The 20363-nt window shown below is 32.7% G+C and carries 26 protein-coding genes and 2 pseudogenes; 7 read left to right on the forward strand and 21 right to left on the reverse strand.

The genetic code is table 11. The annotated features are described in order from the left end of the window. Window positions 1–146: 146 nt before the first annotated feature. Window positions 147–374 carry a hypothetical protein gene (locus tag J663_RS01455; RefSeq protein WP_002115208.1) on the reverse strand — a complete coding sequence of 76 codons (228 nt, stop codon included), beginning with the start codon at window positions 372–374 and terminating at the stop codon, window positions 147–149. A 290-nt stretch (window positions 375–664) separates the two neighbouring features. Between J663_RS01455 and J663_RS01460 the strand changes: the two genes are divergently transcribed. Continuing rightward, on the forward strand, window positions 665–1108 hold the full coding sequence (locus tag J663_RS01460; RefSeq protein ID WP_002115225.1) for a universal stress protein: 444 nt from the start codon (window positions 665–667) through the stop codon (window positions 1106–1108). Window positions 1109–1368: 260 nt separating this feature from the next. Next, a complete protein-coding gene (locus tag J663_RS01465) occupies window positions 1369–2952 on the forward strand; it encodes an ATP-binding cassette domain-containing protein (RefSeq protein WP_033847393.1) in 1584 nt (527 codons plus the stop codon). A gap of 68 nt (window positions 2953–3020) precedes the next feature. Here the strand turns inward: J663_RS01465 and J663_RS01470 are convergent, their stop codons facing one another. The 3 genes and pseudogenes from J663_RS01470 to J663_RS01475 form a co-directional block, all read right to left on the reverse strand. After that, complete coding sequence (locus J663_RS01470; protein WP_033847395.1) at window positions 3021–3449, reverse strand: PPC domain-containing protein; 429 nt, start codon at window positions 3447–3449, stop codon at window positions 3021–3023. 37 nt (window positions 3450–3486) lie between these two features. Then, window positions 3487–3573 (reverse strand): annotated as a pseudogene (locus J663_RS19525) (hypothetical protein); the annotation flags it as partial. A 44-nt stretch (window positions 3574–3617) separates the two neighbouring features. Next, the gene (locus J663_RS01475) at window positions 3618–4730 is read right to left on the reverse strand and encodes an OmpW/AlkL family protein (RefSeq protein WP_033847396.1); all 1113 of its coding nucleotides are present in this window, start codon (window positions 4728–4730) and stop codon (window positions 3618–3620) included. 379 nt (window positions 4731–5109) lie between these two features. Here J663_RS01475 and J663_RS01480 point away from each other — a divergent pair, with 379 nt between their 5' ends. After that, complete coding sequence (locus J663_RS01480) at window positions 5110–5616, forward strand: GNAT family N-acetyltransferase (protein WP_005803527.1); 507 nt, start codon at window positions 5110–5112, stop codon at window positions 5614–5616. 91 nt (window positions 5617–5707) lie between these two features. On the opposite strand, the gene J663_RS01485 is transcribed toward J663_RS01480, so the two are convergent. The 4 genes from J663_RS01485 to J663_RS01500 all read right to left on the reverse strand — a co-directional run bounded on the left by J663_RS01485 (window position 5708) and on the right by J663_RS01500 (window position 8071). Then, complete coding sequence (locus J663_RS01485) at window positions 5708–6070, reverse strand: NirD/YgiW/YdeI family stress tolerance protein (protein WP_005073765.1); 363 nt, start codon at window positions 6068–6070, stop codon at window positions 5708–5710. A 247-nt stretch (window positions 6071–6317) separates the two neighbouring features. Continuing rightward, a complete protein-coding gene (locus tag J663_RS01490) occupies window positions 6318–6605 on the reverse strand; it encodes a hypothetical protein (protein ID WP_017398397.1) in 288 nt (95 codons plus the stop codon). 275 nt (window positions 6606–6880) lie between these two features. Beyond that, on the reverse strand, window positions 6881–7012 hold the full coding sequence (locus J663_RS18675) for a hypothetical protein (protein WP_002114618.1): 132 nt from the start codon (window positions 7010–7012) through the stop codon (window positions 6881–6883). A gap of 189 nt (window positions 7013–7201) precedes the next feature. Then, a complete protein-coding gene (locus J663_RS01500) occupies window positions 7202–8071 on the reverse strand; it encodes a LysR family transcriptional regulator (protein ID WP_005073761.1) in 870 nt (289 codons plus the stop codon). A 223-nt stretch (window positions 8072–8294) separates the two neighbouring features. Here J663_RS01500 and J663_RS01505 point away from each other — a divergent pair, with 223 nt between their 5' ends. Continuing rightward, complete coding sequence (locus J663_RS01505; protein ID WP_033847399.1) at window positions 8295–9149, forward strand: DMT family transporter; 855 nt, start codon at window positions 8295–8297, stop codon at window positions 9147–9149. Window positions 9150–9205: 56 nt separating this feature from the next. On the opposite strand, the gene J663_RS01510 is transcribed toward J663_RS01505, so the two are convergent. The 4 genes and pseudogenes from J663_RS01510 to J663_RS01525 form a co-directional block, all read right to left on the reverse strand. After that, window positions 9206–9469, reverse strand: coding sequence for a hypothetical protein (locus J663_RS01510; RefSeq protein WP_033847401.1), 264 nt, complete (start codon window positions 9467–9469; stop codon window positions 9206–9208). Window positions 9470–9613: 144 nt separating this feature from the next. Next, window positions 9614–10719 (reverse strand): annotated as a pseudogene (locus J663_RS01515) (minor capsid protein). Between the two features lie 184 nt (window positions 10720–10903). After that, entirely contained in the window at window positions 10904–11146 is a 243-nt protein-coding gene (locus J663_RS01520) for a hypothetical protein (RefSeq protein ID WP_005073752.1), read from the reverse strand. A 579-nt stretch (window positions 11147–11725) separates the two neighbouring features. Continuing rightward, window positions 11726–12040 carry a winged helix-turn-helix transcriptional regulator gene (locus tag J663_RS01525; RefSeq protein WP_002114620.1) on the reverse strand — a complete coding sequence of 105 codons (315 nt, stop codon included), beginning with the start codon at window positions 12038–12040 and terminating at the stop codon, window positions 11726–11728. A 110-nt stretch (window positions 12041–12150) separates the two neighbouring features. On the opposite strand from J663_RS01525, the gene J663_RS01530 reads away from it, so the two are divergent. Then, window positions 12151–12567, forward strand: coding sequence for a carboxymuconolactone decarboxylase family protein (locus J663_RS01530; protein WP_002114624.1), 417 nt, complete (start codon window positions 12151–12153; stop codon window positions 12565–12567). An 83-nt stretch (window positions 12568–12650) separates the two neighbouring features. Here J663_RS01530 and J663_RS01535 read toward each other — a convergent pair whose 3' ends face one another. The 6 genes from J663_RS01535 to J663_RS01560 form a co-directional block, all read right to left on the reverse strand. Then, window positions 12651–13223, reverse strand: coding sequence for a lysozyme (locus tag J663_RS01535; protein ID WP_033847402.1), 573 nt, complete (start codon window positions 13221–13223; stop codon window positions 12651–12653). 177 nt (window positions 13224–13400) lie between these two features. Then, window positions 13401–13601: a hypothetical protein gene (locus J663_RS01540; protein WP_005073749.1), complete on the reverse strand. Its 201-nt coding sequence runs from the start codon at window positions 13599–13601 to the stop codon at window positions 13401–13403. A gap of 177 nt (window positions 13602–13778) precedes the next feature. After that, the gene (locus J663_RS01545; RefSeq protein ID WP_033847403.1) at window positions 13779–14237 is read right to left on the reverse strand and encodes a hypothetical protein; all 459 of its coding nucleotides are present in this window, start codon (window positions 14235–14237) and stop codon (window positions 13779–13781) included. Window positions 14238–14527: 290 nt separating this feature from the next. Further along, window positions 14528–14797: a hypothetical protein gene (locus tag J663_RS01550; protein ID WP_033847404.1), complete on the reverse strand. Its 270-nt coding sequence runs from the start codon at window positions 14795–14797 to the stop codon at window positions 14528–14530. A gap of 301 nt (window positions 14798–15098) precedes the next feature. After that, entirely contained in the window at window positions 15099–15473 is a 375-nt protein-coding gene (locus J663_RS01555) for a TonB C-terminal domain-containing protein (protein ID WP_005073742.1), read from the reverse strand. A 150-nt stretch (window positions 15474–15623) separates the two neighbouring features. Further along, on the reverse strand, window positions 15624–15854 hold the full coding sequence (locus J663_RS01560; protein WP_033847405.1) for a hypothetical protein: 231 nt from the start codon (window positions 15852–15854) through the stop codon (window positions 15624–15626). Between the two features lie 266 nt (window positions 15855–16120). Here J663_RS01560 and J663_RS01565 point away from each other — a divergent pair, with 266 nt between their 5' ends. Further along, complete coding sequence (locus J663_RS01565) at window positions 16121–16843, forward strand: type 1 glutamine amidotransferase (RefSeq protein WP_033847406.1); 723 nt, start codon at window positions 16121–16123, stop codon at window positions 16841–16843. A 113-nt stretch (window positions 16844–16956) separates the two neighbouring features. After that, the gene (locus J663_RS01570) at window positions 16957–17472 is read left to right on the forward strand and encodes a hypothetical protein (protein ID WP_033847408.1); all 516 of its coding nucleotides are present in this window, start codon (window positions 16957–16959) and stop codon (window positions 17470–17472) included. Between the two features lie 57 nt (window positions 17473–17529). Here J663_RS01570 and J663_RS01575 read toward each other — a convergent pair whose 3' ends face one another. From J663_RS01575 to J663_RS01585, 3 genes are all read right to left on the reverse strand, one after another. Further along, window positions 17530–18081 carry a TetR/AcrR family transcriptional regulator gene (locus J663_RS01575; RefSeq protein ID WP_033848020.1) on the reverse strand — a complete coding sequence of 184 codons (552 nt, stop codon included), beginning with the start codon at window positions 18079–18081 and terminating at the stop codon, window positions 17530–17532. Window positions 18082–18689: 608 nt separating this feature from the next. Then, window positions 18690–19709, reverse strand: coding sequence for a hypothetical protein (locus J663_RS01580; protein WP_033847409.1), 1020 nt, complete (start codon window positions 19707–19709; stop codon window positions 18690–18692). A gap of 49 nt (window positions 19710–19758) precedes the next feature. Beyond that, window positions 19759–20316, reverse strand: a complete 558-nt coding sequence (locus J663_RS01585; RefSeq protein ID WP_033847410.1) for a chorismate mutase — start codon at window positions 20314–20316, stop codon at window positions 19759–19761. Between the last annotated feature and the right edge of the window lie 47 nt (window positions 20317–20363).

The raw sequence follows: 20363 nt of genomic DNA on the forward strand, positions 1-20363 counted from the left end.
GCAATTTATTCTATCGAGTTTATAAACGATTGCTGTTTTCAAATGTTGATTACACTATTAATTTGTATCATCACACATTAATAATGTTATTAAACTTATTTAATGTTAATTTAGTTTAATAGACAGTGATAAAGTTCACATAAGTTTTATTTAATTTCAAAATAATGCTTTTCAGTCACAAGTTTAATTTTTAAGTTTTTATATAAGCGTTCTTTTGAGTCTTCTAGTGAAGGAACAACTTTTTCCGCAAATTTATCTTCAGTCATCAGTCTTGCATAAGTTTTGTAGCCAATGATTAATTTTTGAGGTTCTTTACCTGTTTGACTAAACTCTTCAATGAGTTTATTGACTTTCTTTGCTGTTAAATCTGCCATCTTTCTTAGCCCCCCTTTAATTTACTATTTTGTTATACGGCTTCTTTATGACAGAAATATGAACCGTAATTTTTTGTAATTTTCATGTAAATATTAACAATTATTGGTCTACAGCTTACTTATCAGTTCAAAATCAGCAAAGCAATCAATTCAATTATTTGATTTATATATAATTTATTTAATTTCAATTACTTTTAATTGAATAGATATCTCCATAGAATGAAATATGTTAATCTTTAATTAATAAAAGCTTCATACATATAACAACTGTAAATAAGAGGAATAACATCATGAATTACCAACATATTATTGTACCAGTAGATGGTTCTGAGATTTCTTTAGCAGCAGCTCGACAAGCAGCTCACATTGCAAAAGCATTTGGTAGTAAATTGACCGCCATTAGTTTGGTTGCGGTAGATCCTTTTAGTGGCGTAGATTTTTATTACATCTCACCTGTTGTAAAAGATTATTTTGTTGAAGCACGTGCTAATGCAGAAAAAACTCTCGCAAAAGTTAAAGCTTTATGTGCTGAAGAAGGCATTGATGCAGAGACTCAAATCATCCAAGGTGAAATTTCTTCAGATGGTATTTTGAAAGCCGTAGAAGACTTAGGTTCTGATTTGATTGTGATTGGTTCGCATGGTCGTAAAGGTTTCCAAAAACTAATTTTGGGTAGCTTTGCTCAAGATGTTTTAAATAGCACCAAGATTCAAGTTTTAGTCGTAAAAGAGTAAAATACTTGAAAGATAAAAGCCCAATCTAATAATTGGGCTTTTTAATAAAATAACTTATAGAAATTTTACACCCACTAAAAAACCCTATAGAATAGTTCACTATTCCATCAATTTCGTGAGTCACGCCAATGAAGTAAGTCTTTTTTCTCATCAATTTTTTCTTTTTTTGATGTGCAAAATAGACTATTTTTGTGATTTACCGTCTCTATTAAAAATTATCATTCTCCTATTTTGTACATCCTGTATTTATGAGGTTTTTTATGACTCAGCAGGCATGTGTAATATCGCAACTTACCTTAGAGTTCCCTTCAAAGGTAATGTTTAAGCATTTAAATTTTAGTCTTGAATCGAATCAGATCTCTGCCCTAATTGGTCGTAACGGTCAAGGCAAATCTTTGCTTATGCAATTGTTAAATGTGACGCTTGCATTAGATTCAGTTGTTACATCAGGGCAAATATCTTGGCATGTAAAACATGCGTATTTACCTCAATTGCATCGTTTGACAGCACTGACGATTGCTGAAGCTTTAGATATCTTAGATATTTACGGAGCTTTTAAAAGAGTTGAACAAGGTAGTGCCGACTTCAATGATTATGATTTATTAGAAGGTAAATGGGACCTGCCCACTTTATGGAACAACCTCTTAGAATCTGCTGGTCTACCAATAGATTTAGATTTCCCAGTTAAAAATTTAAGTGAAGGTCAAAAAACCAAATTGGCTCTAAGCTGTTTATTTTTAAAATCAGACCACTATCTATTACTTGATGAGCCTAGTAATCATCTAGATCAGGAATCTAGACAATGGTTAATCGATCATTTAAAAAAACACCCAGCAGGTAGTCTTATCATTAGCCATGATCGGACTTTATTAAATGAAGTCGACCATATTTATCATTTAAATGAACATGGTCTACATCACACCACCGGAAATTATGAAAAATTTTATGGGCAGTATCAAACCAATATTGCAGCTCTAGAGCAATCTATTCAACAGAGCCAACGTGAAGTTAAGCACATGAAGCAAAAGCAACATGATGTATTAATGAAAGCTCAAAAACGTGAGCGTGCTGGAAATAAATTAAGAGAATCAAATTCTCAAGCCAAAATTTTGCTCGACTTTAAAAAGGAACAAGCAGGCCAAAGCATTGCTGCTATACAGTCTCAACACCAACGTCAGATTTCGAACAGTCAAAATGATTTAAAAGATAAGAAATTGCTTCTCGAAACGGTTAAACCTCAACAGTTTTTCTTCCCGTCTTTTCATAAGAAATCTGGTGAAATTCTGCGGATTAAAAAATTGAAACTGAAACATGGTACTCAAAAACCCATCGATCTAGCTGTACAAGCAGCTCAAAAAATTCATATAACAGGACAAAATGGTATTGGAAAATCAACTTTACTTAAGGCAATTCATGCACACAACAATCGACCCTGTGACAGCATTCACTTATCTGTAGAGTGTTTCTATCTCGACCAGAACTTTAGCTTTTTGTGTGATGAAATGACTGTTATTGAAAATTTATCTCACATGAATAATGAACTTTCAGAACTCGAATGGAGAAATTTGCTAGGTCAACTTCGAATTCGTGGGGATAAAGGTACCCAACTATTGTCTCAGCTTAGTGGTGGCGAAAAATTAAAAGTAGCTTTATTGGCGCTTAGCCGAATAAGCCCTACTCCTGAACTTCTATTACTAGATGAACCGGAAAACCATTTAGATATTGAATCTAGAGAGCTACTTGCTAATGCTATTCAGAGTTATGAAGGTGCGGTATTGCTCGTTTCACATGATCAACTGTTTGTTGAAAGCTCAGGCATTCATGAGTCATTTTCTTTAATGTAATCGTTAGTAATATACCAATTTTCAAATTTACTAGTTCTCATTTGAGAGCTAGTAAATTTCATCAGTTATTATTTTTTCACTTTGTTTAATAACTCGAGGTCTAAAGTATATTTGACAGTTTTATTTTTACGAGCACTATTACGCATTTGATAAACTTGAATAATATAATCACCGTCAACTGGTAAAGTAAGCTCTCCCTTAAAACCAGAGCTAGAACCAATTAATAATGCATTATCTTTACCTGGCTTCTTACCAGGTGCAAAAATATTAATGTAGGCTAAATTCCCCAGACTATTGATATCAAATTTTAATATTTGGCCTTTTTTTGCATAAACTCTATACCTTACATCATCGTAGCCCTGAAATTTTCCAGTTAAAGTGGTATGTGGTGAACTTTGTAAAAAATTAACTTTTTGCTCAGTATTTTTGGCATAGACAGTGAACGAAGTAGCTGAAATGAGCGTTGATAGTAATAATATTTTAATGAATTTTCTCAACTTATTAACCCTCAAAATTATTTTTAAAGTAATTATATTAAAAATGATTTTTATCAAATTTTATTTTATGTATGAGTTTGATGAGTAGTAGTTGCTTTTTATAAATAGTAACAAGTAAGGTATCTCAAAGACTTAATATTATTAATTTTGAGATACCTTTTTTAAAACTTAAAATCGATATCCTACCCCTAAATAGGTAATCAACGGATCAATATCAACTTTGGTGGTTGCATGTATTAAGCGAGTTCCCGTATTTTGATTGACTACATCAATTTGTGCTTTGTTGTTTAGTTTTGCATAAGATACAGAAGCAACCGTGTACCATGAGTCATTAAAATCATAGGTAAAACCAGCAGTAAAAATAGGGGCTATTGTATCATCTGCATCGACATTAACCACCATTTTTCCGCTTGACTCTTTTCGATCTAAAGCCGCTCCAGCTTTGCCATCCAATACATTTTGAATCATATGACCAGCAGAGACTAAATCAGAGTGAATTCCATCATTAAGTTTAATGTCATTAAAATGAGCATACATTAAGCCCGCACCAATATAAGGTCTAAACTTATTTACTCCACTTCTACCAAATTGATATTGTGCTTCTATCGTTGGTGTCCACGCTCGAATAGATGCAGCTTTAGATTTATTTCCTAAGTTAGTAATTGGAATCGCTTGACCGAGCGTAAAGCCGTCAGGGAATAGATATTGAACTAGTCCATTAGGAGACATAGCGACTCCACTTAATGGTGCTAAGATTTCACCTTTACCTTTTATATCAACTTTAGGGGGGATACCGCCAATAAATTGTAAAGACACATTGTCATTCAGATAATAGTTAAAAGTTAATCCCAGTGTATCAACATCATCAACTTCTAGTCCCGCATCTTGCTGCTGCCAGCTTTCCAATCCCTCAATTCGGGCTGTACCAGCAACATCAGCTAGAATATTCCCGTTACCGTCTGTAAGTTGATCTTGGATTTCGGGTTGAGCTAAAAACTCAGTAAGAGATTCTTTTAAATTCCAAACCTGTCCTCCCATATCAGTCATAGTAGCATTGGGATCAATTGAGTTTAAAAAGCTTGTTGTTGAAATAGTACCAACTTTAGCTACGGACTCATTTTTAACAGCGGTATTAATATTAAACGGATTAGCTTTACCTTGTGGCATTACATGTAACCAACCAGCAGAGACAGAGAATCTTTTAAATTCCTGCGCATAACTCATGCTTGTGATTACAGATAATGAGCTCAATATTGCTATTTTTATTACTCTTTTTTTCATTTTTATTCCATCCTAGAAATATATTGCTGATTTTGCAATATATGTATGGAATATAGTCAAGTTGCCTTTTTTATCAATCAGTATATTTTTTAAACAGAATTAATTTAGATAAATCTATCAATATATCTCATTAATTACATGAAATATTTATCTAATTTTTCTGACGAATGACATAATTAAAATTAAAAAAAATTTAACGAATGGTAAAATAAAGAAATAGAAGTAGCCTATATAGACTAGCTGTTGTGACTGAGTTATTTAAATTAGAATCTAATTTGATATTTAATTTTCCTTAGTGGATATTTCTATAAAACCAATGAAAGGATCTTACCTAAAAAGTTAAACCATATAACTAATCAATAAAATGGAAGAATTTTTAATGAATATTATTATTCGTGATGAGCAAGCCGAAGATATTGAAGCCATTGAAGAATTGACAAAAGCAGCTTTTCAAAATGCTGAGCACACAAGTCATACCGAGCATTTTATTGTTAATAGTCTAAGAGCTCACGGACAACTTACTATTTCTCTAGTTGCAATTGAAGATGAGTCTATTATTGGACATATTGCTATTTCTCCGGTTGAGATTAGCTCAGGCGAAATAGGTTGGTATGGTTTAGGTCCTATCTCAGTTCATCCAAATAAACAAGGATGCGGTGTTGGCTCTCTTCTCATCAATAAATCACTAGAAAAATTAAAACAACTTGGCGCTCAAGGATGTGTTTTATTAGGTGATCCAAATTATTACAGCCGATTTGGTTTTAAAAATTATCCTGAGCTAATTTTGCCTGATGTACCAAGTGAATATTTTCAGGCTCTAACTTTCTCGGGCAATATTCCAAAAGCTAATGTCAAATACCATGAGGCTTTTAATGCAACACAATAATAAAAACTTACTATCTTCAAAAGAAAACTCCTAAAAATAGGAGTTTTCTTTTTCATTGTTTTTGAACAATATTTACTTAAAATATTAGCTTTTATTTAACACGCTCAATTTGGAAAACTTCAATATCGGTAGGCTTAACTCTATGCTTATCTACCTCACCAACGACACGTACTTTATCCCCTGCTTTTAGTTCAAGAGGTTTCCATAAGTCATCATCGATATCAATTATGATTGAACCCGTAGCGTCTTTTAACTCAAAATGATCCCCAGCAATATGCTTTACGATCGTACCAGTTAAAGTTACTCCAGATTCATCAGCCAAAGTTTTTACTTTGGACACTGTGACTACATTTTTTGTTGCTTCGTTTAATAAAGCAGCATCTGGTTTAGCTATCACAGCACTACTTCCTAATAAAGCAAATCCAGCCAATGCTGTTAAAAGTATTTTTTTCATGACGATTACCTACTTTTTAATATTCTTAGTTATATAAACAAATTCTTTTAAAGTTATAGATTTAGCTTTTGTGGCTTTTTGTATCTTATTAAGTTCTTTGTTTAATGAGAATAAATAGTAACATTAAAAAATTTCTTTAAGTTCTCTTTTCCAACAACTATTTTATGGCCTTTATTTTTTCGTGAATTTACTTAAGAAAGCTTTTTCTTAAGTAAATTAAACTCAGCATTAAAATATCACTTCATTGTTAAGCAACAAGTTGTCCTAAATTCAATAAAATATTTATGGCTTCTGTCTCGTCCTCAGTTTGCATAACAATCATTCTGTCATAAGAAATTCCACCAACCTCAATATAAATTTTTGGATGTGGAAGCTGAGGAATATAGACTTTTAGTGGTTGATAAAGAGCAAGAAGATAACCAAATGAATCATAAGGATAATGATCATCTTTTAATGTCTTCTTTATAACAACATAGTTGTTCAATATATTTAAAATAAAACCATATTCATTTTCAGAATGAAATTTAGCGTCCATACCTACCTCCTTGATTAGTTAATATTTTTATAATCAAACTTAAAGGTTAAATTTCTGATCTGAGGATATTTGAACCAATTTATTTTAAATATAGAGTTCTATTTAAAATAATGAGTTTCTAATTTAAATATATTTAAAACCAAGTGTATTAGTCAACATATTTTGAACAGCACCATTAAAAATAAATATTTTGTGTTACAAATCACGCTTTAAGACAAAAATAAAAAGATATAAAAAAAACCCATCTTACGATGGGCTTTGAGCATTCAACTAGATTATGAATCTTTATCCATTGAATGAGGAGTTGTGGTTTTATCTTGCTGTTTTGTGTCGTTTTCACCTTGGCAAGCACTCACACTCAAAGAAATAAAGGCGGCTAAACCCAAGGTCGCTATAATTTTTGTCATGTTTCACCTCATGAATTGTTTAGATTGATGAGTTAATAAATACTTTTTATTAGTTTTACGATCAGCATAGGTTTCTAGGCTTTTTTGTAGATTTAGCGCAAAAATGTAAAGCTATTTAGTTTTGACTTTAAGCGCTCATTTAAATTTAACTCAACAAGTTCAAAGCCGAGCACCTAACATAAACTTAAATTAAATATTAACTGAATGCCTGAGCGTTTTGAGGAGTAAGTCATATAAGTGATCTACAGCTTTAGACTCCAAAGATGCCCGACTCCGATAAACAGCGACCTCCATAGGTTCTAAAGGTCCTAGGCCATGATCAGCACTTAAAATAGTTAAATGCTCAGGCGCACTACACTGTGTGAACACGGCAATTGCTAAACCACTTTCCACCGCTGCAATTTGACCAGCTAAACTTGAACTGTTGTATACCACCCGATAACGGCGTCCCTGTAAGGCCAATGAATTAATAGCGCTCTTTTTGGCTTGACTAGTACTTTCATAAACTGCAATTGGGAGTGGATCTTCTCGCCAGAGTTCAAACTGTGGAGAGCCTACCCACACCATTGGTTCATGAAATAAAAGTGTTCCTTGACGAGCGTTATCTCTCGAAATTAATGCCAAGTCTATATCCCCAGTTTCTACCCGTGGTATTAACGAAGTAGACTGCTCACAAATTAATTCAATTTCAACACCTCCATAACGTGGAGCAAAACGCTTAAGTACAGGTGTTAAATATTTCGCTGCATAATCATCGGGCACCCCAAGGCGTATACGCCCCTTCAGCTCATCTCCGTGAAATGCCATTTGGGCTTCTGCATGTAAGTCAAGAATACGGCGCGCATAACCTAAAAGTAGCTGTCCTTGAGACGTTAATTCAATTTGTCGGTGTGTTCGTATTAAAAGTTGGCAATGTAGAGCTTCTTCAAGTTTTTTTAGTTGCATGCTAACAGCTGACTGTGACCGATATAACTCAGGTGCTGCGTTTGATAACGAGCCTGTATCTACTACGGTGACAAAACACTTTAGCCAATCAATCTGTAAATTTTTTAAAGTCATTAGAATTTATCTATTCGATTTTCAAATAGTATATAAAAGAATTATGCGCTTTTCTTTATTTATTGTCTCTTTCATACTGAACTTATAAGAAGTTAAAACAGTTCATTTTTAAACGTCCCTAACGATGAATTGATTAACAACTGAATAACTCGTTAATCACTGTCCTTACTAACAATTTTATCACTTCGTATTTCTTAGGTATTACGCACTAGGAGGAGGTTTTATGCGCCTAAATAAACAGATGCTTGCGTCACAAAGTGCGACATCCACTTTCGTTTTACTTTGGGGTAGTGCTGCGATTTTTACTCGATGGGGACTCGACAATGCCTCACCTATAGCATTATTAATTCTGCGCTTTGCCACAGCTTTGTTTGTTCTGTTGTTAATTGCTATTTTTAGAAAAAGACTTTTACCTAAGCATGGAACTCGAAAGCAAGTTTTATTAACTGGACTCCTCATTATTGCAGGTTATTCAATTTGTTATTTTAAAGCCATGGCTCACGGAGTCACCCCTGGTTTAATGGCCACAATCATGGGAATACAGCCAATCTTGACGCTTTGTCTTTTAGAAAAGAATTTACAAAAAGAGAGATTATTAGGTCTATTGATTGCTTTAGCCGGACTCATACTTTTAGTGTGGAAAAGCTTAACTATGTCTTTTATCGCTCCAATCGGAATATTCTTTGCCTTAGCAGCACTGATCTGTATAACTTTTGGGGCCATCATGCAAAAAAACATTCAACAAGCCCCAACAGATGTCTTACCGCTCCAATATATAGTTAGCCTTCTAGTTTGTTTATTTATAGTTCCGTTTGAACATTTTGAAATAACGTGGAATTCACAACTCATTATTTCGGTCTTATTCCTTGGAATTTTAATTTCTGTAGTTGCTCAACTTTTACTTTACCGTCTTCTAAATCAGGGCAATCTTGTAAATGTAACAAGCCTATTTTATTTAGTACCTGTCGTTACTGCACTTTTAGATTTTTTAATTTTAAAAAACAAGTTGCCGCTTGCAGGCTTAATAGGAATGATTGCAATTTTAATAGGCTTAACGCTTGTATTTAAAAAGAAATAACTCATTTAAGGTACATTATAAAACCCTCGAATGAGGGCTTTATGCTGAGTTAAAGACTATTCTAAACTTTTCCAATCTTTACCAATTTGAGCTAATGCTGGCAGTTCATCGCTATTAAAAACATTAGAATTACGATCAATAGCAAATCGATAGATGGGCACAGAATCAGCTTGAGTTTTTTTATAGAAGCTGAAATTTTCAGTAATATGGTAATTGCCGGCTTCTGTAGATTTTACAGCTATTCCTGATGGAATATGAATATAACTTTCACATTCCACTTCAATATTATTTCCAGCAAGATCTTGGTAGGAAAATTTCATGTTTTGATCCTTTCTAAATTTTTATGATTGAGAAAAACTTAACATGCTATCTGGCTAGATTATTGAAACTTTTTTCAACTAATTGTTTAAGTGTGTGTATTTAGTTAAAACTAAAAATATTATCTCTAATATTTCTACTCTATCTCACAATCCCAATACTTTAAAAGCTCGCTCATCAAGTTCTTTAAGCTCCTCAAGTGTATATAACCGTCCTTCTGGATCAAAAAACTTATCAAAATCAAATTCCCCTTCTTTATATAATTGATATCTTTTAGGCCCTAACCACTCTTTTTGAAAGAAATCATCTGTTAGTTTAAAAAACTCTTTAAATGACATATTTGCATCTAATTGGCCAATTAACTGTTCACGTTCATTTTTAGGAATATCCCTAAATTTTCTCTCATCCATAATGAAGGCTCGGCTGCCGACTAGCTGACCGTCCTCATGAGTTGGAACTAGAATACTGCGGCAATGAGGATGCAAAGGCGGAACTTTTTTTGTAGGATCATTGATATTCCACACACGACTATCAAGGGCTGCACATACTTTTGAGGTTCTACCATCAAGAACACTTACAAATCTGACATGTTCAAACTTTAACTGTTTATAGCTGTTTAAATAGGCCTGATTGGATATATGACTTCGAATCGTACGTACAGTTCGTTCAATATCAATCTTAGAGCTATTTAGTAATCCATCTTCATATTTAAGGCGTTTAGTCCCTAGAATCCTTTGAATAATTTGTTGATTCGTCGCTCCAGTATTGAGGCCATCCCGAATTGCATACTCAACTCTTTGACGGGCTACCTCGGCAATTGTAGAAAGTAACTCATCCACCAATGCTCCACCTGCTAAAGGAACACGTTTAGCAGCTTTATAGAGCTGTTCACCTTTTAACTCGTTATGTTTACCACCAAAAATTTTTGACATATATCTGACTTCATAGACAGCCAATGCCACAGCAGAGATGGTAAAAGTTTCAATGAGCATATTGTTAGTAGTATTAAACCACTGAAAATCAGTGCACTTTTTTCTTTTAAGGGGGCTGTTGAGTAAACCCCCCCCGCCAATGCGGTTTTTTCCTTTTCATTTAGCTCATCTAACAGCTTACTTAGTTTGGTAAGCATATTAACTGTTTCGGAATTAAATAAATTAAGAAGTTCATTAACCGATCTTGAAGATGCTCGATATAGATAAGCTTGATGTTGAGTCAGAACATCAAAAAGTGATTTCTGATGAAGATTAACCATAAAAATTACCTCTACAGAATTGCCCTTTTTTGTTATTTTCTATTTTCTGTCTTACCTTATGTAATTTGCTTATTATTAATATCTCTAGAATAAGTTATGACTAACAAGTGTACCTACGTAAAGTTATTTAGCTAATAGCTTATCCTTGTAATTTATATCTTTATAAACTTGGCTCGTGTCTAAACTACACAATCTCTTTAATGCTGAGTAAAACAGCATTACTCGGAATATTTTTAAGTATTTTCTTTTGTTGTTTTCGCCATTCTTTATGAAATTTTTTATCAGATTGTTCGGAAAAACTATCTCTATGCTTCTGACAATCAGTATCTTCTAAATTTGGTGATTGTATACATGGCCAATTGTTTAATTGAGGTGTTAAAACCGCATTACTCATCAATGATAATTCTTCTAATCTAATTAAATTCATATTTACTTCCTTGCTTATATCTGGCTCCTGATGTCTTCAATATGTTCAAAACTTTATATTGAACCTTTAAAAGATAGCTATTGTTTTATTTCCTAAGCCAATCAGAACCTACACAAATACCACACCCATAAAAATGCAAAGTGCAAGTTTTGTGTATTGATTTACCAATGATGTAACTTGCTATACGCCTGAATAAAATAAGTTTAAATAGAATAAAAAAAGCTATTTATAAGGTTTTCTTCTCAGTTGCTCCAATTTCAGATATACTGACCTTAGTATGAGATGAGCCTTATATAGTTCATTGGTAGATCAATGAATGACTAAGCCCTTCGCTTTCGAGCAAGGGCTTTTTTAATGCGTGTAATTTAGGAAAAATTACTTTGATCTGACTCAGCAATTCAAGCCTCGGTTTGCCTTTACTGAACAGGTCTGTTAGATTGGTCTTGTTCATCAACTCCTATTGTCGATGAATACTGAAGCCTGATTCGTAGCATCAGGCTTTTTTTATGCCTAGATTTTATAAAGATAGCCCGTTAAATTCATCTAGTACTAGTGAAACGTTATCTAAAAATAATTTTATTATCTTGCTTTTAACCAAGTACCCACTTCTTTTAACGTCTCGACTAAACCGTTTAATTTCTTACCATCTTCAGTTAAAGAGTACTCAACTTTAACAGGAACTTCCGCAAAAACTTCTCTATTAATGAAGCCTTCTTCTTCGAGAAAACGTAATTCCAAAGTCAACATTCTTTGAGAAATATTAGGGATTGCGCGTCTTAACTCATTAAAACGCATAGGTCCTTCAATGAGAAATGAAATAATTAACATTCTCCAGCGACCACCCAATACTGTCATTGCTTCTTCTACAGAACAGCCAGAAATATTATCTTTCATTGATTAGTTAGGTATAAAAAATATACCTATATAACAAAATAGTGCCTAATTTACAATCTATACCTTGTAGTAAATAATAAGTTTTTAATACGAAAATGCTGGTCTATTTTATGGAATATAAAGAAGTTGCCAAAAAGACGATTAATCATTTGTACTCAGCACATGCCTCAATTCGAAGCTCTGGAATTGATCCTCAATTAATTGCTTTAGCTGAATTGTATGTGTCACAAATTAACGGCTGCGCTTATTGTTGTGCTTTTCATGCACAAGAATTAAGGGATATGGGTATAAGCCAAGAAGTCATTGATAAAATCCCAGGCTATAAACATTCAAACGTTTTTTCAAAAAAACAATTTCTCGCTCTTGAACTTGCAGAAGCAGTCACTTTTCTATCTGAAAAAATTGAACCCGTAAAAACTCACTTGGCCGAGTATTTTAGTGAAAGAGAGATTGTAGAGTTAACAACTAGCATTTCACTCATGGGAGCATTAAACAGGCTCAGAATTACCTTAGGGGATAAAAGTTAATACATTTAATTTCCATATGAAAAGCCCAGACTATTTGAGGCTTTTCATAGCCTCTGACTAAACGAAATAAAAAATTAAAAAGACTATGATCCTAAAAACAATTTCTTTTCAATAGCACGGCGTCTAACCAATCCAGCCAAACGCTTACCGCCTGCGTTTATCCATACATCAAATTGGTTTGCGGCCCCTTTGTAATCACCTGAATTTAATTTTTTTAATAAGGTCGACTTTTTAAAGGCTCCTGCCCCGATGTTATAACTTAGTGAGACTAATGCGTCGAATTGATTTTGCGTTAAAGGAACTTTTACAGCGCCATTGACTGCACGCTCAAATATTTTCAAATCATGCTGCATATATACTTTGGCCTGCTCAAGAGTACATGTGTCACCTTTTTGAACGTTCAAACCATTTGGGTATCTGGTTGTGCCATAACCAATGCTCCAGACACCTACGCCATCATCATAAGCACTGAGTCTTAATCCTTCAAAATTACAAATATGGTTTACCCCTTCCTGACTCAGAGACATCTCATCTACCGCAAAACCAATTTCCTGATCGCCATTGTCTGTTGCTGTAGCAATCGAGCTATTTGTAGCGGCACGTAACCGAGACTGAGTAGTAAAAAGCTTACAAAGATAATCCAATATTTTTTGCATCTAATCCTCTGTCATATTACTTGTTCTAGAAACATACAACCTCATATCTCTAAACTTCTTGCCTAGCTCTCATTTTTTAATTCATTCATGATAATTTTTGAATAATATCTAGAGTTTGTTGTTGTTCAACCAAATACGCTAGAAATTAAAATGCCCAATATAAAATTGGGCTATAGATTATTCTTCGACTTCTATAGGATCGCCATCTTCAGGTCGAATATGCCGCTCACCATCATCTGCTGGATCGACACTAGAGCCATCTTTGGTAATGGTGTTATACAACTCATCCTCTTTTTTATCATCGATGAATTCTTCATCTGCAAAATCAAGAGGCTCTTCATCATCATCAAAATTTAAGGGTTTTTCTTCATCTATCATGAGATTTATCCTTTACTTCATTTGTGTCATTTCATGCTCAAATAATTAACAGATATATTCAACATGAAACAATCATCATTTATGTAACAGACACTTTAAGATACATATAACAAAGAAAACCGCCTTCAAAGGCGGTTACTAAGCTCTAAATTGTTACGGATAATTGGCTTATATATTTTAAGAAGGTAGTTTATTATTTTTAATATAATCATCTGATTTAAAATAATTAACAATCATTTCTGCATTTTCTTCTTTTACAGGTAAAGTAGTTACTGGAATATTTTCATTTACCATACTAAAGCCTTGAGGGACCAACTGAGAAATAGGAGGAAATTTAGCTTTCCCTCCTTCTGTGATTCTTTCAATAAATCCTGCAAGCCATAAAATAAACTCACCTTCATTATCACACTTAGGCATAAGACTAAAATCAATTTTTACCGAGCATTGCTCGATGGGTTTGGTTAAGCAGTCTTCAAAATTAATAAAATTATATTTTAATTTGAATTCAGTACCTTTTATCGCATTACGAATAAGCCCAACCAAACAATTTAAATTTTCTATTACATCATCAGAAAACAAGTTGTCATTTTTAATTTTTTTATAAACCTTATCTGCTATTGCTAGATATTTTGGCATCTTAACCTCCTATCTTCTCATGCGTATATTTATATACTTCTTTAAACTATTATTTTTTTATGTAAGATAGGGTAAAACTCATAAACTAAATGTAAGAAATACAAGGTTTTTGAAATTTAATCGTCAATTAAACATCAAAAACATTTAAAAATGTGAAGTAATTAACATAAATAATCTATATATAAGAAGATTTTGAAAAATTTTCTTTCAATTTTTCATATCATTGAGAAGTGCTTTAAATAAAATCTTAGCTCTATTTAATATTTGAACTGAATTTATTCAAAGAAATTCTAGTTTTTATTATTTTCAAGGTGGTTCAAAATACTACTAATTTTTAAAAGTAAATAACCGAACAGCAAACCATTAAATATAATAAAAAGACCAACTGTGACCATTTGTGTAGACCACACTTGAATAATGTCTAAATTATCATTTCGAGTTTCAACTTGCCCATATGACAAAATAAAGGCTATTCCTAAAACAATTCCAAATATAATTAGACACCACGCTACAACTTTCGTTGCTTTACTTTCAGTATGAGGCTTCTTTACTTCACTCATATTTTTACTTACAACTATTACGAAATTATTTATTTTCTATAATAATTTTTCATTCTTTTAAAGTTCTGTTTATGTTACCTTTTGATATTAATGTAACAAATTTTTATATTTTTTTAATATATAAATAAAATGTCTTATTTTCTGACTACACTGAAATGTTAGCATTCTACTTTTGAATTTAGCTCTTAAAGATCAGTTCAATATAGCTAAAACCTACTATATCAATACTATAAATATCTAAAGAGCAGATTTAACTTACTCAAAATTATAAATCTGCTCTTAGTATTCAAACATAACTGATTTATTTTACCTGAAACTTAATATTGAATTTTCTTGCTTGCTTTCTTACCTCTGGATTAGAGGGTAAAACAAATGGACTAGAACGCCAGATAGCTTTTTCAATACTTGTTTTAAATTTTTGCTCTTCTTTATCTAAAAAGATAATTTGCTCAATTTCGCCAGTATCCGTTAAAAAGACTTTAACACTTGCACTCATACCTGTAGAAGACTTGGGAATATCCCAGGTTTTATAAATTTTCTTTTGATATTGTTTTTTATATTTTTCAGCCTCTGAAATAATTTTATTATCAGCCACTTGCGTAGGAGTGACTTGTTTGTGACCTGTAGCACACCCAACCAATAAAAATAAAGAAGCAACAATAGTGAAGTTTTTCATTTAAAATACCTTGTTTTCAATAACTAAAATTTAACAGTTTAAAATTTAAAAAACCACCCAAAAGGTTGTATTAATCATTGATTATTATGAGTTAACAAAGGTGTTAAACCACCTTTGCTCCGTCCTTTTTAGTTAATATTTTATTTTTCTTTAAAAAGGAACTTCATAACGAAAATTTAGATTAGAATTTTCTGATATATTTATATTATAGACATCTCGATCAGTGAAAATCCCGTGTTCAGATGTTTTAAAACTATTAAAAGCTTTATTCTCTGGAACTATTGGAGGTTTATTCAAATAATTTTCTTGAGAATTATATGGAGATGAAGCACAACCAATCAGCCCAAAACCCAATAAAGATATAACTAAAAATGACTTCATAAATTTTGTCCACTTTGATAAAAGCTACACAATTTAACAAATTGAACTGCCATTGTCACATCAGAATAATTTAGTTTAACTTAACAATAAATATATCGTATGTATTTTAAAAACAAAAAATTAATTCCAACTTCGATAAAAACAAATAAAGCTGGCCCATATAAGTTTTCAAAACTGGATGTATTAAAGGCCCTATTCTACTTTTAATATTTCCTTGATTTTTAACCAATGATCGACCTATTAATGTTTAGATTTTAAGGATTGTTATGCGGTTACATTTTATTGTTCATGAAGATTTTGAAGCGCCTGGCGCATATGAAATTTGGGGCAAAATGAATAACTTCAAAATTACCTATTCAAGAGTGTATTTAAATGAAGTTTTGCCAAGTTCTGTTGAAGATATCGACTTTCTTATTATAATGGGTGGCCCACAAAGTCCTGATACTACATTAGATATGTGCCCTCACTTTAATTCATTAGCCGAACAAGCAATGATTAAAAAAGCAATTCAAGCAAATAAAGTGGTTATTGGGGTATGCCTAGGATCTCAATTGATCGGTGAAGCTTTAGGTGTCAAGTTTGAACATAGCCCTGAGCGAGAAATTGGTAAATTTCCAATTATGCTTACAAAGTATGGAATAACGCATTCTAAGTTTTCTCACTTAGGAAAAATGACTGAAGTTGGCCATTGGCATAACGACATGCCAGGCTTAACTCCCAACGCAAAAATTATTGCTTTTAGCGCAGGCTGTCCAAGACAGATTATTGAATATTCCAAATTAGTTTATGGCCTACAATGTCATATGGAATTAACTTCAGAAGTAGTTGAATTACTGATTCAACATTCAGAAGTCGAGTTAAATGATGCTCACAATTATAAATTTGTGAATACTCGTGAAGAATTACGGAAGCATGACTATCAAGAAATGAATCAAAACCTCTTTATTTTTCTGGATAAATTGAAAGAAGAATATTCAAAACGATCTTAAAAAAATGAGTGTAAAAAGCCTTTTTAAATTGGCTTTTACGCTCCACTACAGATCTTATTATTTACCAGTTGATCAAGCACTCTTGAAGTCAAACCTTCAAAAATCAAATTTTAATGTTACAATACAGTGATTTATTCAATTTCAATTGGACTCCCAAAGAAATGAATAGATTTTTATTAACTTTTTTATCTTTAAATATTGGGCTTTTTTCTTCTTCCACTTTTGCTGAAACAAACACATTTCAAACGAAACAAGAATATAACCGCCCTAGATTTAATCAGCATAAAAGTATGCTTGAAATAAATGCTAACACTCAGAACCCTCAGCTGACTGAACAGCAAAATTCATTTAATTCTCCTCATTCCCAAAACGTAGATTTTTTTGAAATTGCAAAACAATATCAAGAAAATGAAGCAAAGCCTTCTTCGTTTACTGATGAAACAGTGAATATGAGTGATCATGAGCGTAGCCTTTACTACATGAGACATCATGATAATGTGGGTATTCAAAGAGAAATTCGTGGTCAACAGTTTAAATCGCTAAAACAACAGCGAGATAAAGGTGTTATTTCTAATGATGTATATAAAGAAAAGGTCTACAAAATCTTAAATCAACCTAACTTTAAATAAATTTGAAGCCCTCTTCGGAGGGCTTTTTATAAGAATTAAACCAGAGTACTAACCAATCTAAGCGAGCGTCGACATAAAATATTCTAATAATTTATCTCTTTCATCGATCTTATTTGCACTTAAAAGCTGAATCATTGCCCCATCAATCACAAACAAAAACATGTAGGCATCTTCAACTGTAGCGTTAGCTTTTACAGTTAAAAGGAATTTATGAATTTCTTTAATGAACCAGTTCCGGTAGTCAATCACGATTTTATAGGCCGCAGGATAAAGCTTTTCAATTTCAAAAATGGCTTTAAATGGCAAACGATAAAAGCCTTCTAAGTTTGCATGTAAAAAGAAAACTTTCTTGAGCTTATCAAACATCATAAGTTCACGGTACGAATGAATAATTGAAAACACCTCATGTTTTAATACATCTGTTTGAAAAGTTAAGCTCATCTGAATGAGCCTTTCTTTGGAATGAAAATAGTTATAAAAAGTGGCTTTGGGAATTTTGGCTTCCTCAATAATTCGGTCAATCCCGATGTAAAACCCATATTGTTTAAACAAATCTCTTGCCGCATGTAGCACGCGAAGTGCTCTAAATGATGCTTCTAAATTTGGCATTTTTATACCGTTTAAAATAATTTTTTTGTTGTAAGTAAATGAGATAGAAATGCTGTCACTCTTAAATTGTGCGCTAAAAACAGGCATACAAAAGCGGCACAAAAAAGGTGTGCTCGCCTATCTCAGGTTTATTGTTGCTATGATTTTTTAGTCGTAACGATTCTTAAGATGTAGAAAACCTAGAGCCGATTAAACCGTTTGAAAGACTGTTTAAGTGGAATGAATAGAGAGATTTTGGCAGAGGCCAATAAAGAATAAATAGTACGCATAACGGCGGACTCCTTTTGATTTAGAAGAGTCTTACCAATTACTGTCAAATAATGGTGGCAAGACTAGAAGGGTTGACAGACTGGTACAAAAGGAAACCAGCGCACGCAAGCGTGCCCCTCCTAGCCTCACCATAAAGGCGTGACTTAGGAGAACGCACAAAACGAAATAATACGTTGTTGTGCGCCTTTTGTACCAGCTCTGTCAAAAGCTGACTGGCAATGTGGCCAGCAGGCAAAGGATAATCGGAGAGGTTTTGGGTGTCAATGTTCTAAACTGAAGAAGTAAGAGTATTGAATATAAAAAGATCTTTAAATAACAAGAGCTTTAAATATTGAAACTTACTTAGTCTCTTTTACATGAAATGACTGTATAAGCCGAGTTAAATTATTTTCTATATTCTGCCAATCAGCTAAATGTATATCACTGTAATGTGCGGTAATACTCATCGGCAGTCCCTTCACATTAAAAGTATGTCTACAATAGTATTGCTGATTTGGTCTAGCATAGTCTTCTAGAATAGCCTGTTCAGGATCTGGTTTACTTAATAAATAAGTACGAGCAAAAGTACTACAACTAATATAAGAAACTATATTTCCACCAGCGTCTTTTTTAAAATAAATCTTATAATGATTATAATCCTCTGTTACATCCTCAGGATATTTCTTTTGCCAATCCTTATAAACAAGAACTTTATAGAACCCGCCTGGTAAATTAGGATCTAGTGATACCACTTCTGTTAAGCCTAATTCTGGAGCTGGTTTAGTTTGTATATATTTAATTAATTTTGGCGTTTCAAAATACTCTTTCGGATGAAACACTGAACTTAAATTTATACCCATTGTAATTTCTGCATCACTAGCATTCACTTTATGATTCTTAGGTATCCAGCTATTTAAGGAAAACCAAATTACATACTTATGAAACTCTTGCCAGTCTTTAGGTATTTCATAATCAGCTCTTACTGATTCAGGATTAAAAATATGTAAATTTTCTAATGTTTTTCCTTTGTACTCAGGTAAAAGAACTTGAAAAAGTTCAGTACATTGAAATCTATCACATAAGGCTTTGCTGCTCTCATACCTTTGCTTTTCTCTGAATTCTAGATCTTTCTTTCGTGAAGATTCAGAAATAGCAGTTGCATCCATAAGATAGTTTGCTGGAATATCTAATATGACTCCATTAGGGTCAAATTCAGATGGCCAAATCTCTCTATACAATGGTGGATGTAAATAATATTCTCTAAATAAAATCTTTTCTTTGTAATTTTGATATTTGCCATAACTAAAGATTGCAACTAACAAAAGTATCAGTAAATACCTCTTCTTAAAAAGGAAAGATATTGAAGAGGTTTTTTTCATAAAAACTCTCCTGATAAAAAATTCAATGCTTTAATTATCTTAAATAAATTCATTTTCTTAACTTAATTTTATTTAATGTCATACATAAAGCTTTTTTGTCAGCGTCTTTAAGTTGAGAATGCTGAACAGGCCACATATAACTACAGCCATGAGGTGCTTTGTTATGATTTTTCTTAAGTTCATAAGCGATATTTTTTAGAAGTTCAGTGTTTAGAGAACTAATTTTTAAACGTACTTCTGCTAAATCTTGTGGCTTCCAATTGCTTTCTGGACTCGATAACCAATCTGCGCGATAGCGATACTGAATGGCCTTGGCAACATTCATTTGCGTCACAATAAATGGTTTTACCGTTTCGCTATTTAAACCAAAAGATTCGGCTTCAGAAAGTGATTGATCCAAAACTTTCTTTTCTTGAGTTAAATCTTCAATCGGCAAATGCTGCTCTGCTTTATAACCTGCTACATCTTTCATATAAGATAAACGCTCGTTAACTAAACGAGCAGTTTGATCATATTGATATGCTTGGGCGAGTGAAGAAATATACATAAAAGCTGCCAAGGTCGACACGATCTGAACAGTTCGCTGAAAACTCTTTATATTCACCATTTAAAACCTACCGAAATTATTGTTCTATGATCATTTCAGCTCAGTAC

This window comes from Acinetobacter sp. 826659 (assembly GCF_000588515.1).
Taxonomy (GTDB): domain Bacteria; phylum Pseudomonadota; class Gammaproteobacteria; order Pseudomonadales; family Moraxellaceae; genus Acinetobacter; species Acinetobacter pittii.

What these genes read in the sequence shown, in the direction of transcription:
- J663_RS01500 (WP_005073761.1), bottom strand. Translation starts at nt 8,071, where the DNA reads ATGACTTTAAAAAATTTACAGATTGATTGGCTAAAGTGTTTTGTCACC.
- J663_RS01550 (WP_033847404.1), bottom strand. Translation starts at nt 14,797, where the DNA reads ATGAGTGAAGTAAAGAAGCCTCATACTGAAAGTAAAGCAACGAAAGTT.
- J663_RS01475 (WP_033847396.1), bottom strand. Translation starts at nt 4,730, where the DNA reads ATGAAAAAAAGAGTAATAAAAATAGCAATATTGAGCTCATTATCTGTA.
- J663_RS01510 (WP_033847401.1), bottom strand. Translation starts at nt 9,469, where the DNA reads ATGAAATTTTCCTACCAAGATCTTGCTGGAAATAATATTGAAGTGGAA.
- J663_RS01585 (WP_033847410.1), bottom strand. Translation starts at nt 20,316, where the DNA reads ATGGTGAATATAAAGAGTTTTCAGCGAACTGTTCAGATCGTGTCGACC.
- J663_RS01565 (WP_033847406.1), top strand. Translation starts at nt 16,121, where the DNA reads ATGCGGTTACATTTTATTGTTCATGAAGATTTTGAAGCGCCTGGCGCA.
- J663_RS01460 (WP_002115225.1), top strand. Translation starts at nt 665, where the DNA reads ATGAATTACCAACATATTATTGTACCAGTAGATGGTTCTGAGATTTCT.
- J663_RS01485 (WP_005073765.1), bottom strand. Translation starts at nt 6,070, where the DNA reads ATGAAAAAAATACTTTTAACAGCATTGGCTGGATTTGCTTTATTAGGA.
- J663_RS01560 (WP_033847405.1), bottom strand. Translation starts at nt 15,854, where the DNA reads ATGAAGTCATTTTTAGTTATATCTTTATTGGGTTTTGGGCTGATTGGT.
- J663_RS01580 (WP_033847409.1), bottom strand. Translation starts at nt 19,709, where the DNA reads ATGAAAAAAACCTCTTCAATATCTTTCCTTTTTAAGAAGAGGTATTTA.
- J663_RS01520 (WP_005073752.1), bottom strand. Translation starts at nt 11,146, where the DNA reads ATGAATTTAATTAGATTAGAAGAATTATCATTGATGAGTAATGCGGTT.
- J663_RS01530 (WP_002114624.1), top strand. Translation starts at nt 12,151, where the DNA reads ATGGAATATAAAGAAGTTGCCAAAAAGACGATTAATCATTTGTACTCA.
- J663_RS01465 (WP_033847393.1), top strand. Translation starts at nt 1,369, where the DNA reads ATGACTCAGCAGGCATGTGTAATATCGCAACTTACCTTAGAGTTCCCT.
- J663_RS01555 (WP_005073742.1), bottom strand. Translation starts at nt 15,473, where the DNA reads ATGAAAAACTTCACTATTGTTGCTTCTTTATTTTTATTGGTTGGGTGT.
- J663_RS01505 (WP_033847399.1), top strand. Translation starts at nt 8,295, where the DNA reads ATGCGCCTAAATAAACAGATGCTTGCGTCACAAAGTGCGACATCCACT.
- J663_RS01535 (WP_033847402.1), bottom strand. Translation starts at nt 13,223, where the DNA reads ATGCAAAAAATATTGGATTATCTTTGTAAGCTTTTTACTACTCAGTCT.
- J663_RS01570 (WP_033847408.1), top strand. Translation starts at nt 16,957, where the DNA reads ATGTTACAATACAGTGATTTATTCAATTTCAATTGGACTCCCAAAGAA.
- J663_RS01455 (WP_002115208.1), bottom strand. Translation starts at nt 374, where the DNA reads ATGGCAGATTTAACAGCAAAGAAAGTCAATAAACTCATTGAAGAGTTT.
- J663_RS01525 (WP_002114620.1), bottom strand. Translation starts at nt 12,040, where the DNA reads ATGAAAGATAATATTTCTGGCTGTTCTGTAGAAGAAGCAATGACAGTA.
- J663_RS01545 (WP_033847403.1), bottom strand. Translation starts at nt 14,237, where the DNA reads ATGCCAAAATATCTAGCAATAGCAGATAAGGTTTATAAAAAAATTAAA.
- J663_RS01480 (WP_005803527.1), top strand. Translation starts at nt 5,110, where the DNA reads ATGAATATTATTATTCGTGATGAGCAAGCCGAAGATATTGAAGCCATT.
- J663_RS01490 (WP_017398397.1), bottom strand. Translation starts at nt 6,605, where the DNA reads ATGGACGCTAAATTTCATTCTGAAAATGAATATGGTTTTATTTTAAAT.
- J663_RS18675 (WP_002114618.1), bottom strand. Translation starts at nt 7,012, where the DNA reads ATGACAAAAATTATAGCGACCTTGGGTTTAGCCGCCTTTATTTCTTTG.
- J663_RS01575 (WP_033848020.1), bottom strand. Translation starts at nt 18,081, where the DNA reads ATGCCAAATTTAGAAGCATCATTTAGAGCACTTCGCGTGCTACATGCG.
- J663_RS01540 (WP_005073749.1), bottom strand. Translation starts at nt 13,601, where the DNA reads ATGATAGATGAAGAAAAACCCTTAAATTTTGATGATGATGAAGAGCCT.